Below are 12,806 nucleotides of genomic sequence, written 5' to 3'. Positions count from 1 at the left end.
CGGCGGTGCGCCGATGCGACTTGCCCCGCGATGAGGCCGCAACGGCAGACCCAATGTCCAAGACCACGAAACCCCAGTTAGGTTGCCTGCCGCCCGATCAAGGGCAGCCCGGCGCCTTGCGCTGGTGCTCGTCGTCATACTTTTCCAGGCCGTCCGGGCCCAGGCGCTTGTTGATCACCGGCACCGTCTCGGCCTGCCACTGGGACTGATAGCAGCCGCCCTTGTGGGCCTGCGCCGGCTCGCCGTCCGCGCCCTTGTCGCTGGCGCAGGCGCCCAGCAGCAAGGCCACGATCATCACAGGCAATTGCTTGACCATCAGGTCGCTCCCTTTGCCAGGCGCCTTCGTGCTCAGGCCTTGGCCCGCTCTTCGAGAATCGCCACGGCCGGCAGTACCTTGCCCTCGACGAACTCGAGGAACGCACCGCCACCGGTAGAAATGTAGGAGATATCCTTGCTCACGCCATACTTGTCGATGGCTGCCAGGGTATCGCCACCACCGGCGATGGAGAACGCGGCGCTGTCGGCGATGGCCTGGGCCAGCACCTTGGTGCCGTTGCCGAACTGGTCGAACTCGAACACACCGACCGGGCCGTTCCACAGAATGGTCTGCGACGACTTCAGCAGCTCGGCGAAGTTGGCAGCGGTCTGTGGGCCGATGTCGAGGATCATGTCGTCAGCCGCCACGTCGGCGATCGCCTTGACGGTGGCTTCGGCGCTTTCGGCGAATTCCTTGGCGACCACCACGTCGACCGGCAGCGGCACATTGACCTTGGCAGCGATGGCCTTGGCAGTGTCGACCAGGTCGGCTTCGTACAGCGACTTGCCCACCGGGTGACCGGCAGCAGCGAGGAAGGTGTTGGCGATGCCGCCGCCGACGATCAGCAGGTCGCACACGGTGCTCAGGCTGTTCAGCACGTCCAGCTTGGTCGATACCTTGGAGCCGGCGACGATGGCGGCCATCGGCTTGGCCGGGGCCTTCAGGGCCTTGCCCAGGGCGTCCAGTTCGGCGGCCAGCAGTGGGCCGGCAGCCGCGACCTTGGCGAACTTGGCGACACCGTGGGTGGAGCCTTCGGCGCGGTGCGCGGTGCCGAAAGCGTCCATCACGAACACATCGCACAGGGCAGCGTACTGCTGCGCCAGCTCGTCGGCGTTCTTCTTCTCGCCCTTGTTGAAGCGCACGTTTTCGAACAGCACCAGGTCACCGGCCTTCACCTCGACACCGTCGAGGTAGTCGGCAACCAGCGGTACTTCGCGGCCCAGGGCCTTGCTCAGGTAGTCGGCGACCGGCTTGAGGCTGTTCTCGGCCGAGAACTCGCCTTCGGTCGGGCGGCCCAGGTGCGAGCAGACCATTACCGCCGCGCCCTTCTCCAGGGCCAGCTTGATGGTCGGCAGCGCGGCCAGGATACGCGCATCGCTGGCAACCACACCGTCCTTCACAGGCACGTTGAGGTCTTCGCGGATCAGTACGCGCTTACCTTGCAGGTCGAGGTCGGTCATCTTCAACACGGTCATGAATGCAGTCCTTCAGGGCTGTTTGCTGCGGGTGGGGTGGACGACGTGCAGATAATGTTCGGCAACGTCGAGCATACGGTTGGCGAACCCCCATTCGTTGTCGAACCAGGCCAGCAGGTTCACCAGGCGGGGGCCGGAAACGCGGGTCTGGCTGGCATCGACGATGGCCGAATGCGGGTCATGGTTGAAATCACAGCTGGCGTGGGGCAGCTCGGTGTAGGCCAGCAAGCCTTTGAGCGGGCCATCCAGGGCGGCCTCGCGCAGCACCCGGTTGACCTCGGCCGCGCTGGTGTCGCGGGCGGTCTGCAGGGTGATGTCCAGGCACGACACGTTGACGGTCGGCACGCGTACCGCTTTGGCCTGGATTCGCCCGGCAAGTTCCGGCAGCAGGCGTTCGATGCCGCGCGCCAGCCCGGTGGACACCGGGATCACCGACTGGAACGCCGAACGGGTGCGGCGCAGGTCTTCGTGGTGATAGGCGTCGATCACCGGCTGGTCGTTCATTGCCGAGTGAATCGTGGTGATCTGCACGTACTCGATGCCGAAGGCCTGGTCCAGCACCCGCAGCAGCGGCACACCGCAGTTGGTGGTGCAGGAGGCGTTCGACACCAGCAGCTCGCTGCCGGTCAGGCAATCCTGGTTCACCCCGAACACCACCGTGGCATCGACATCGGCCTCGCTGGCCATGGGCTGCGAGAACAGCACCCGCGGCGCACCGGCATCGAGGAAGCGCTGGCCGTCGGCGCGGGTGTTGTAGGCGCCGGTGCACTCGAGCACCAGGTCGATGTCCAGGGCGCCCCAGTCGATACCTTCGGGGGTGGCACTGCGCAGCACTTTCACGCAGTCGCCATTGATATGCAGACAGTCGCCATCGACCTTCACTTCACCGGGGAAACGCCCGTGGGTGGAGTCGAAGCGGGTCAGGTATTCCAGGCTGGCCTGGTCGGCCAGGTCGTTCAGCGCGACGATCTCGAAACCGGCCTTGGCCCCACGCTCGAACAGTGCGCGCAGGACACAGCGGCCGATGCGGCCGTAACCGTTGAGTGCAACTTTGTAGGGACGCGGGTGGGGCATTCGATACTCACGTGGCAGGTGCGTTGAACGACCATCGCGGGGCAAGCCCGCTCCCACAAGGCACCGGGATACCTTGTGGGAGCGGGCTTGCCCCGCGATCAGGTGGGAGGCACGCGGCCTCCCGGATACATCAGTCTTCCAGCAGCTCTTCAGCGGTACCCAGGATGTTGTCCAGGGTGAAGCCGAATTCTTCGAACAGCGCGGCAGCCGGCGCCGACTCACCGTAGGTGGTCATGCCGATGACACGGCCTTCGAGGCCGACGTACTTGTACCAGAAGTCCGCGTGGGCGGCTTCGATGGCGATACGCGCGCCCACTTGCAGCGGCAGTACCGACTGCTTGTACGCAGCGTCCTGGGCGTCGAACACGCTGGTGCTCGGCATCGACACCACGCGGACCTTGCGGCCCTGCTCGCTGAGCTTGTCGAACGCCTGAACAGCCAGGCCCACTTCGGAACCGGTGGCGATCAGGATCAGCTCAGGCTCGCCGGCGCAGTCCTTGAGCACGTAACCGCCACGGGCGATGTCGGCGATCTGCTGGGCGTCGCGGGTCTGGTGCTGCAGGTTCTGGCGCGAGAAGATCAGCGCCGACGGGCCGTCCTTGCGCTCCAGGGCGCACTTCCAGGACACCGCGGATTCGACCGCGTCGGCCGGGCGCCAGGTGTCCAGGTTCGGCGTGCTGCGCAGGCTGGTCAGCTGCTCGATCGGCTGGTGGGTCGGGCCGTCTTCGCCCAGGCCGATGGAGTCGTGGGTGTAGACGTGGATCACGCGCTGCTTCATCAGTGCCGACATGCGCACGGCGTTGCGGGCGTACTCCATGAACATCAGGAAGGTGGCGCCGTAGGGGACCAGGCCGCCGTGCAGGGCAACGCCGTTCATGATCGCGGTCATGCCGAATTCGCGCACGCCGTAGTACATGTAGTTGCCGCTGGCATCTTCAGCGCTGACGCCCTTGCAACCTTTCCACAGGGTCAGGTTGGAGCCGGCCAGGTCGGCCGAACCGCCGAGGAACTCCGGCAGCAGCGGGCCGAACGCATTGAGGGTGTTCTGGCTGGCTTTACGGCTGGCGATGGTTTCGCCCTTGGCCGCGACTTCAGCAATGTAGGCAGCCGCTTTCTCGGCGAAGTCCGCCGGCAGCTCACCGCTCAGGCGACGCTTGAGCTCGCTGGCCAGCTCAGGGAAGGCGCCGGCGTAGGCAGCGAAACGCTGGTCCCACTCGGCTTCGACCTTGGCGCCCTGGGCCTTGGCATCCCACTCGGCATAGATGTCGGCCGGGATTTCGAACGGGCCGTGGTTCCAGTTCAGTTCCTTGCGGGCCAGGGCGATTTCGTCGTTGCCCAGCGGCGCGCCGTGGCAGTCTTCCTTGCCCTGCTTGTTCGGCGAGCCGAAGCCGATGATGGTCTTGCAGCAGATCAGGGTCGGACGGTCGCTCTTGCGGGCGGTGTCGATCGCGGTGCGGATCTCGTCGGCGTCATGGCCGTCGACGTTGCGGATCACCAGCCAGCCGTAGGACTCGAAGCGCTTCGGCGTGTCGTCGGTGAACCAGCCTTCCACTTCGCCGTCGATGGAGATGCCGTTGTCGTCATAGAAGGCAACCAGCTTGTTCAGGCCCAGGGTGCCGGCCAGCGAGGCGACTTCGTGGGAGATACCTTCCATCATGCAGCCGTCGCCGAGGAACACGTAGGTGTTGTGATCGACGATGTTGTGGCCTTCACGGTTGAACTGGGCGCCCAGCACTTTTTCTGCCAGGGCGAAGCCCACGGCGTTGGCCAGGCCCTGGCCCAGCGGGCCGGTGGTGGTTTCGACGCCAGGGGTGTAACCGAACTCCGGGTGGCCCGGGGTGCGGCTGTGCAGCTGACGGAAAGCCTTGAGGTCGTCGATGGTGACGTCGTAGCCGGTCAGGTGCAGCAGCGAATAGATGAGCATCGAGCCGTGGCCGTTGGACAGCACGAAGCGGTCACGGTCAGCGAAGTTCGGGTTGCTCGGGTTGTGCTTCAGGTAGTCGCGCCAAAGCACTTCGGCGATATCCGCCATGCCCATGGGGGCACCTGGGTGGCCGCTGTTGGCCTTTTGCACGGCATCCATGCTGAGGGCACGAATGGCGTTGGCACGTTCACGACGGCTGGGCATCGCTGAGTCTCCTGGGGCTTGAATAGATAGTGAAACGAAAAAAGGCGGCCATTTTCGCCCACTGGGGGGGCCGGGGGCAATGACGGATGGTCGCAGTCGGGCATTTTTCCTGTGTTTGGCCGGGAAAAGAGCAAAAAGCGCGGCGTGGGAGCGGGCTTGCCCCGCGATTGCGTCAGCCCTGGCACCTCCTGCGTCTGATCGGGCGCCATCGCGGGGCAAGCCCGCTCCCACGAGGGATCCCTGGAAACCACTCATCATCCAATATCAAAACTTTTTGATATTGCTATTGCGACGACAGCATCGCCTGTCTAGACTCGCGCCCCATGAACCTTCATGCGCCCATACCCGTTCAACGCAGCGACACGCTGGCCGCCCTGTGCAAGGCCAGCGGCGACCCGTTGCGCCTGAACGTGCTGCGCGCACTGGCCAGCGACTCGTTCGGCGTGCTGGAACTGGCGCAGATCTTCGACATCGGCCAATCCGGCATGAGCCACCACCTCAAGGTGCTGGCCCAGGCAGAGCTGGTGGCGACCCGCCGTGAAGGCAATGCGATCTTCTACCGCCGCGCCCTGCCCGGCGGGCGCCTGCATGCCGCCCTGCTCGACGAGGTCGATGAACTGGCCCTGGCGCAGGACGTGCAGACCCGCATCGCTCAGGTCCAGCAACGCCGGGCGGCCACCAGCCAGGACTTCTTCCTGCGCGTGGAGGAGAAGTTCCGCGCCCAGCAGGACCTGATCGCCGGCCTGCCCCAGTACCGCGAAAGCCTGTTGGCGCTGCTCGACAAACTGAGCTTCGGCAGCGCTGCCAGCGCGCTGGAAGTCGGCCCCGGCGATGGCGGTTTCCTGCCCGACCTGGCTCGGCGCTTCGCCCAGGTCACGGCCATGGACAACAGCCCGACCATGCTCGACCTCGCCCGCCAGGTGTGCGAGCGCGAAAACCTCAATAACGTAGACCTGCAGCTGGCCGATGCACTGGGTGCAACGCAGGTGCAGGCCGACTGCGTTGTGCTGAACATGGTCCTGCACCATTTCAGCGACCCGGCCCTGGCCTTGCGCCTGCTGGCCAAACGGGTGAAGGCAGGCGGCAGCCTGCTGGTCACCGAGCTGTGCAGCCATGACCAGGGGTGGGCGCGCGATGCCTGCGGCGACCTCTGGCTTGGTTTCGAGCAGGATGACCTGGCCCGTTGGGCCAATGCGGCGGGGCTGACCCACGGGGACAGCCTCTACGTTGGCTTGCGTAACGGTTTCCAGATCCAGGTCCGGCATTTCCAGCGGGCCGCTGGCGACACACACTTCGGTAAATTTTAGGAACCCCTCGAGATGAGCGAATACTCCCTTTTCACTTCCGAGTCCGTGTCCGAAGGGCATCCGGACAAGATCGCCGACCAGATCTCCGACGCAGTGCTGGACGCCATCATCACCCAGGACAAGTTCGCCCGCGTTGCGTGTGAAACCCTGGTCAAGACCGGTGTCGCCATCATCGCCGGCGAAGTCACCACTTCGGCCTGGGTCGACCTGGAAGACATCGTGCGCAAGGTCATCGTCGACATCGGCTACAACAGCTCCGACGTCGGCTTCGATGGCGCCACCTGCGCCGTGATGAACATCATCGGCAAGCAGTCGGTGGACATCGCCCAAGGCGTTGACCGCAGCAAGCCGGAAGACCAGGGCGCCGGCGACCAGGGCCTGATGTTCGGCTATGCCAGCAACGAAACCGACGTGCTGATGCCAGCACCGATCTGCTTCTCGCACCGCCTGGTCGAGCGCCAGGCCGAAGCGCGCAAGTCCGGCCTGCTGCCGTGGCTGCGCCCGGATGCCAAGTCGCAGGTCACCTGCCGCTACGAAGACGGCAAGGTCGTCGGCATCGACGCCGTGGTCCTGTCCACCCAGCACAACCCTGAAGTGTCGCAAAAAGACCTGCAGGAAGCGGTGATGGAGCTGATCGTCAAGCACACCCTGCCGGCCGAGCTGCTGCACAAGGGCACCCAGTTCCACATCAACCCGACCGGCCAGTTCATCATCGGTGGCCCGGTGGGCGACTGCGGCCTGACCGGCCGCAAGATCATTGTCGACTCCTATGGCGGCATGGCCCGCCACGGTGGTGGCGCGTTCTCCGGCAAGGACCCGTCCAAGGTCGACCGCTCGGCCGCCTACGCCGGCCGCTATGTGGCCAAGAACATCGTCGCTGCTGGCCTGGCCGAGCGTTGCGAGATCCAGGTGTCCTACGCCATCGGCGTGGCCCAGCCTACCTCGATCTCGCTGAACACCTTCGGTACCGGCAAGATCTCCGACGACAAGATCGTCCAGCTGGTGCGCGAGTGCTTCGACCTGCGCCCATACGCCATCACCACCATGCTCGACCTGCTGCACCCGATGTACCAGGAAACCGCTGCCTACGGTCACTTCGGCCGTACCCCGCAGCAGAAGACCGTCGGTGACGACACCTTCACCACCTTCACCTGGGAGCGTACCGACCGCGCCGACGCCCTGCGCGCCGCTGCCGGCCTGTAATCCTCCTACGGCGGTACAGGAAGGCCCCTGCCGAGTGATCGGCAGGGGCCTTTTTCATGAAATATTGGCTGACAACCCGGCGCGCCAAGGGTGCCCAGCCGTGCCTAGGCTGAGCATTCCCTTTCGCCACGCAAGGAAGCCGGCCATGTCGTCCAGGTTGTTGCTCGTTCTGCTGTGCGCCTACCTCGCCCCGGCCAATGCCGAGGCCTGTCCCGACTGGGACACAGCGCGCGCCCGTGCTGAAGTCACCCACCTGCGCCAGACCCTGGCCCGCTGGGACGACCACTATCACCGCCAGGGCATTGCCCTTGTGGCGGACGAACTCTATGACCAGAGCCGCCAGCGACTACTGAGTCTGCAAAGCTGTTTCAACCTGCCTGGCAGTGACAGCCCGCTGGCCAGCGCACGCGGCCCCGTGCCCCACCCAATCCCTCACACCGGCGTCGACAAGCTGGCCGACGAGCAGGCGGTGCGCAGCTGGCTACAAGGCAAGAAAGATGTGTGGATGCAGCCCAAGGTCGATGGCGTGGCGGTGTCGCTGATCTTTCGCCAGGGCCGGTTGAGCCAGCTGCTCAGCCGCGGCGATGGCACCCAAGGGCATGACTGGAGCCGGCATATCCCTCGTTTGAGCGGCATCCTCCAGGAACTGCCACAGCCGCTGGACACGGTTTTCCAGGGCGAGCTGTACTGGCGCCTGGAAGGCCATGTGCAGGCCGAGGCCGGCAGCGCCAACGCGCGCGGCATCGTTGCCGGGCTGCTGGCGCGCAAGCAGCTGAGCGATGAGCAGGGCGCCGGTATCGGCCTGTTCGTCTGGGACTGGCCAACCGGCCCGGACACCCAGGCCGAACGCCTGGCGCAGCTCGACACGTTGGGGTTTGCCGACAGCCTGCGCCACAGCGTGGCGATCAGCACCTTTGAACAGGCCGCAAACTTGCGCCAACACTGGTATCGCGCTGCCCTGCCCTTCGCCACCGATGGCGTGATCCTACGCCAGGACAGCCGGCCACCGGCCGAGCGCTGGCAGGCCCGCACGCCCTACTGGATCGCCGCCTGGAAGTACCCGTTCAAGCAAGCGCTGGCGCAGGTCCGCGACGTGCATTTTCGCATCGGCCGCACCGGGCGCATCACCCCGCTGCTGCAACTCGAGCCGCTGCGCCTGGATGACCGGCAAATCAGCCAGCTCAGCCTGGGCTCGCTGGCGCGCTGGCAGCAACTGGACATTCGCCCGGGCGACCAGGTGGCGGTGAGCCTGGCGGGGCTGACCATTCCACGCCTGGAGCGCGTGGTGCACCGCAGCCCACAGCGCACACCGGTCATCGCGCCAGACCCGGCCGATCACCACCCACTGAGCTGCTGGCAGGCCAGCGAGCGTTGCCAGCAGCAGTTTCTCGCCCGGCTGACCTGGCTCGGCGGCAAGCAGGGGCTGAACATCCCGGGGACGGGGCCCGGCACCTGGCAGCGCCTGATCGACAGCGGGCGACTCACGACCCTGGCCGACTGGCTGGACCTCGACCGCGACACCCTGGCGACCCTGCCCGGTTTTGCCCAGACCCGCGCCGATCACTTGCAACAGGCCTTCGCCCAAGCCCGCCAACAACCGTTCGAACGCTGGCTACGCGCCCTCGGCGTACCGGCCCCAGCCACCCTGCAGCTTGGGCCCGACTGGTCAACCCTGGCCTCCAGAAACATTGAGCAATGGCTTGCCGAGCCCGGCATCGGCCCCGCTCGGGGCGCGCAATTGCTTGGCTTTTTCAACCATGAGCAGGTACAGGCCCTGGCCTTGCAGCTGCGACAACATGCGATCGAGGGTTTCTAAATTTCGCGGATCAGGGCAGCATTCCGCTTTCTGCTGCCCTGCCCCGAATGGAGCCCTTGATGAAACTGCTTTCGTCCCTCGCCCTGTCCACCCTGCTGGGTGTCGTCGCCAGCCCGCTGATGGCTGCCGAAGAGCAGCCGGCGCTGACTGGATGCGCGGCCAAGCGTCAGGCCATCAGCGAACAAATCGAACAAGCCCGCGCCCATGGCAACAGCGACCAGCTGGCCGGGCTGGAAACGGCCCTGGGTGAAGTGACCGAACACTGCACCGATGCCGGCCTGCGCAAGGAGCGCGAGCAGAAGGTGCTCGACGCCCGTCATGAGGTGAACCAGCGCACCAAGGACCTGGACAAAGCCATGAAGAAAGGCGACGCGGAGAAGATCAACAAGCGCAAGGACAAGCTGGCCGAGGCGAAGAAGGAACTGCAGGAAGCGGTGGACGAGCTGGAGCGCTAGCCGCCCCGCCACATGCAGGCGCGAAGCGATGTGGGAGCGGGCTTGCCCCGCGATGATGCCATCGCGGGGCAAGCCCGCTCCCACGAGGCCCCATCCTCATCTCAATGATTACGAAACTCGGTATGACAGGCCTTGCAAGCCGCCTCGACCTTGTCCATCGGCGCTTTGAGCCGCGCAGCATCCAACGGCTGGCTGCGCGTGACGTCCACCAGCTCGCCGGTGACCCCTTCCAGTTGTCGGGCAAGGTCGTGAAAACGCGCCTGACGCTCCCAGACATCCGCCCGGGCACTGCTGTCGCCCTCGTCGCGCACCTGCGGGAAGTGCTGCCAGGGCTGGTGGGCAAGGCCATCGAGCTTCACCGCACCATCGGCGAACTTCGCCCCGTCGAACGACAACCGGCCACGCAGCATGCCGCCCAGGTCTTCGCTGGTCTTGAGCATCGACTTGAAGATCGCCTTGCGCTGGCCCAGCGGCGAGTTGGGGTCGACCTGGTTACAGGCGGTCAGGGCCAGGGCAGCCAGCAGTACTACGGACAATCGCTTGAACATCATGGTCTCTTCGGCCGGGAACAACGGGGCGCCAGTATCGCCGCCCATCGGCCAAAGACCAATAGCCACACAGAAAACAAGGGCGAATATTCATGTTCGCCCCGCACAGGATCACGCTCATGACATCTGCATTGCGCCACCTTGCCTGGGCGCTTCCGGCCCTGGCCCTGCTGGCCGGCTGCAACGGCGGCGAAAACGCCAAGCCCGAACCCCACGCCATCGCCACCTACGCGCCGGCCACCTGGAAAGACCTGCCTGCGGTCAGCGACGACGACCTGCTGGCCGGCTTCAACGCCTGGCGCGGTGGCTGCGAGAAACTCAAGCGCGATCCGGTGTGGGCCGCTACCTGTGAAGCAGCCGGCACGGCGACGGCAAGTGCCGAGCAGGTGCGCACCTTCCTCGAACAGAACCTGCAGGTGTATGGCCTGCGCTCTGCCGAAAACAACGCCAACGGCCTGATCACCGGCTACTACGAGCCCGTCTACCCGGGCAGCCTCAAGCGCACCGAAGCGGCCCAGGTGCCGGTGTATGGCGTGCCTGAGGACATGATCGTGGTGGACCTGGCCAGCGTGTACCCCGAGCTCAAGGGCAAACGCCTGCGCGGGCGCCTCGATGGCCGCGTGCTCAAGCCCTACGACACCGCCGAGACCATCAACCGCGACGGTGCCAAGGCGCCGGTACTGGCCTGGTTGACCGACCCGATGGACTTGCAGTTCCTGCAGATCCAGGGCTCCGGCCGGGTGCAACTGGACGACGGGCGCCAGCTGCGCCTGGGCTATGCCGACCAGAACGGCCACCCGTACCGGCCGATCGGCCGCTGGCTGGTGGAGCAGGGTCAGCTGAAAAAAGAAGAAGTGACCATGGGCAGCATCCACAGCTGGGCCCAGGCCAACCCGCAACGGGTTCCGGAGCTGCTGGCGAGCAACCCCAGCTACGTGTTCTTCAGTACCCGCCCGGACAGCAACGAAGGCCCGCGCGGCTCGCTCAACGTGCCCCTGACCGCCGGCTACAGCGTGGCCATCGACCGCAAGGTGATCCCGCTGGGCAGCCTGTTGTGGTTATCCACTACCCGCCCTGACGGCAGCCCGGTGGTACGCCCGGTAGGCGCACAGGACACCGGCGGCGCCATCACCGGCGAAGTGCGTGCGGACCTGTTCTGGGGCACCGGGCCGCAAGCCGGCGAGTTGGCGGGCAACATGAAGCAGCAGGGGCAGATCTGGATGTTGTGGCCCAAGGGTGTAGCGCTGCCCGAGGTGCCGAAGGTGCCTTGAGGGCCACATCGCGGGGCAAGCCCGCTCCCACAAGGATTGTCGATCATTGTGGGAGCGGGCTTGCCCCGCGATTTCAGACCGAGACGACAAAGAACGCCACGATCAACGCCAGCCCGGCGAACCACACGATCGAGCGCAGCGCCGCCCAATCGGCCAGGTAGCAGATGATGTAGAGCAAGCGGCTGGTGATGTACATCACCCCCAGCACATCCTGGGTCACCTGCTCGGCGTTGCCGACGATATCCGCCACCAGCACTGCCGCGGCGAAGGCCGGGAATGCCTCATAGCCGTTCTGCTGGGCGGCATGGGCCCGGCGCGGCAAGCCGGACAGCGTGTCGAGGAAGGCGCGCGGATCATGGTTGTCACGCAAGCCGAAGCGCCCGCTGCTCACTTTCGCGATCAACGCGCAAAGCGGCGGCAGGACCAGGGCGATCAGGATGCACCACAGGGCTACGGTCATGGACAGGACTCCTTGTTCAAAAATGATCGGTCAGAGCTTCATCACCAGCATGCCCGCCAGCACCAGCCCGCAAGCTAGGAGTCTCGGCCCGCCAAAAGGTTCTTTGAGGTAGCGCATGCCCAGCAGCACCACCAGGATCACGCTGAGCTCGCGCAACGCCGCCGCCTCGGCCACCGACCCCAGGTGCATGGCCCACAGCACCAGGGCATAGCTCAACAGCACGCACACTCCCACCGCCAGGCCCAGGCGCCACTGAGTGCGCCAGAACAGCGCGAACGGCGCACGCCGTGCAACGCCGGCCAGCAACGGAAAAGGCCAGGCACTGAGCAGGGTCAGCCACACCAGGTAATCCAACGGTTTGCCCCACAGTTGCACGGCACGGCCATCGAACCAGGTGTAGCAACCGATGCACAGGCCGATCAGCGCCACCACCGGCAGCATCGACCAGGGCAACCGGTCACCGCCGCCACCCTGCCACAGCAGGCAGGCCATACCGCAGGGGATCAGCAGGATGCCGATGATCTGCTGCTGGCTCAGCGATTCACCGGCGAACGCCAGGGTCAGCCCCAGCACCACCAGCGGCGACAGCCCGCGCATCAGAGGGTAGACCAGGCCCAGGTCACCGACCCGATAGGCCTTGATCAGCAGCACGCGATACAGCTGCTCGGCCAGCGCCGAAGCCAGCAACCAAGGCCAGATTTCGCCCGGCGGGAAGTCGACGAAGGCCACGGCCAGCACCGCGAACACCAGTGCCACCAGGTCCATGCTGGCGATCACCAGCAGGCGCTCGCCGCTGAATTTGATGAGGGTGTTCCAGGTGGCGTGCAGCAGGGCTGCGATCAGAACGAGGGAGGTTGCCAGCACGCCTTTGCGTCCTTGTCTTGGTTTTGTGGCGATCACTATATAGCGACAAGCCTGCACTGGCCTCATCGCCGGCAAGCCGGCTCCCACAGGGTGGACTGCCCCCAAAAAGTTGGACAGATTAGCTGGCGGCCTGGGCCCTGTACTCGACAGGGCTCAGGCCGTTCAGTT

Annotated in this window: 12 protein-coding genes; 5 read left to right on the top strand and 7 right to left on the bottom strand. The window is 65.6% G+C overall.

Features of this window, described 5'->3' with window-relative positions; translation table 11 throughout:
* Positions 1-97: 97 nt before the first annotated feature.
* From F6X61_RS21265 to tkt, 4 genes are all read right to left on the bottom strand, one after another.
* The gene (locus tag F6X61_RS21265) at positions 98-316 is read right to left on the bottom strand and encodes a hypothetical protein (RefSeq protein ID WP_153788401.1); all 219 of its coding nucleotides are present in this window, start codon (positions 314-316) and stop codon (positions 98-100) included.
* Between the two features lie 32 nt (positions 317-348).
* A complete protein-coding gene (locus F6X61_RS21260; RefSeq protein WP_153788400.1) occupies positions 349-1,512 on the bottom strand; it encodes a phosphoglycerate kinase in 1,164 nt (387 codons plus the stop codon).
* 12 nt (positions 1,513-1,524) lie between these two features.
* Positions 1,525-2,586, bottom strand: a complete 1,062-nt coding sequence (gene epd, locus F6X61_RS21255; protein WP_153788399.1) for an erythrose-4-phosphate dehydrogenase — start codon at positions 2,584-2,586, stop codon at positions 1,525-1,527.
* 130 nt (positions 2,587-2,716) lie between these two features.
* Positions 2,717-4,714: a transketolase gene (tkt, locus tag F6X61_RS21250; protein WP_153788398.1), complete on the bottom strand. Its 1,998-nt coding sequence runs from the start codon at positions 4,712-4,714 to the stop codon at positions 2,717-2,719.
* A gap of 323 nt (positions 4,715-5,037) precedes the next feature.
* Between tkt and F6X61_RS21245 the strand changes: the two genes are divergently transcribed.
* The 4 genes from F6X61_RS21245 to F6X61_RS21230 all read left to right on the top strand — a co-directional run bounded on the left by F6X61_RS21245 (position 5,038) and on the right by F6X61_RS21230 (position 9,495).
* On the top strand, positions 5,038-6,021 hold the full coding sequence (locus tag F6X61_RS21245) for a metalloregulator ArsR/SmtB family transcription factor (protein WP_153788397.1): 984 nt from the start codon (positions 5,038-5,040) through the stop codon (positions 6,019-6,021).
* Positions 6,022-6,033: 12 nt separating this feature from the next.
* Positions 6,034-7,224: a methionine adenosyltransferase gene (gene metK, locus F6X61_RS21240; protein ID WP_110994171.1), complete on the top strand. Its 1,191-nt coding sequence runs from the start codon at positions 6,034-6,036 to the stop codon at positions 7,222-7,224.
* 145 nt (positions 7,225-7,369) lie between these two features.
* Complete coding sequence (ligB, locus tag F6X61_RS21235; RefSeq protein WP_153788396.1) at positions 7,370-9,040, top strand: NAD-dependent DNA ligase LigB; 1,671 nt, start codon at positions 7,370-7,372, stop codon at positions 9,038-9,040.
* A gap of 59 nt (positions 9,041-9,099) precedes the next feature.
* Positions 9,100-9,495: a DUF1090 domain-containing protein gene (locus F6X61_RS21230; RefSeq protein ID WP_153788395.1), complete on the top strand. Its 396-nt coding sequence runs from the start codon at positions 9,100-9,102 to the stop codon at positions 9,493-9,495.
* Between the two features lie 101 nt (positions 9,496-9,596).
* Here the strand turns inward: F6X61_RS21230 and F6X61_RS21225 are convergent, their stop codons facing one another.
* Positions 9,597-10,043 (bottom strand): cytochrome c, encoded by a 447-nt coding sequence (locus F6X61_RS21225; RefSeq protein ID WP_153788402.1) that lies wholly within the window; start codon positions 10,041-10,043, stop codon positions 9,597-9,599.
* 119 nt (positions 10,044-10,162) lie between these two features.
* Between F6X61_RS21225 and F6X61_RS21220 the strand changes: the two genes are divergently transcribed.
* Entirely contained in the window at positions 10,163-11,314 is a 1,152-nt protein-coding gene (locus tag F6X61_RS21220; RefSeq protein ID WP_153788394.1) for a murein transglycosylase A, read from the top strand.
* 73 nt (positions 11,315-11,387) lie between these two features.
* Here F6X61_RS21220 and F6X61_RS21215 read toward each other — a convergent pair whose 3' ends face one another.
* On the bottom strand, positions 11,388-11,774 hold the full coding sequence (locus F6X61_RS21215; RefSeq protein WP_125860750.1) for an MAPEG family protein: 387 nt from the start codon (positions 11,772-11,774) through the stop codon (positions 11,388-11,390).
* Between the two features lie 30 nt (positions 11,775-11,804).
* Positions 11,805-12,638 carry a DMT family transporter gene (locus F6X61_RS21210; RefSeq protein WP_153788393.1) on the bottom strand — a complete coding sequence of 278 codons (834 nt, stop codon included), beginning with the start codon at positions 12,636-12,638 and terminating at the stop codon, positions 11,805-11,807.
* Positions 12,639-12,806 lie beyond the last annotated feature (168 nt).

The sequence above is a fragment of the Pseudomonas sp. EMN2 genome (assembly GCF_009650555.1).
Classification (GTDB): Bacteria; Pseudomonadota; Gammaproteobacteria; order Pseudomonadales; family Pseudomonadaceae; genus Aquipseudomonas; species Aquipseudomonas sichuanensis.
The sequence above is the reverse complement of the archived record's forward strand: the minus strand, read 5'-3'. Positions and strand labels throughout refer to the sequence as shown.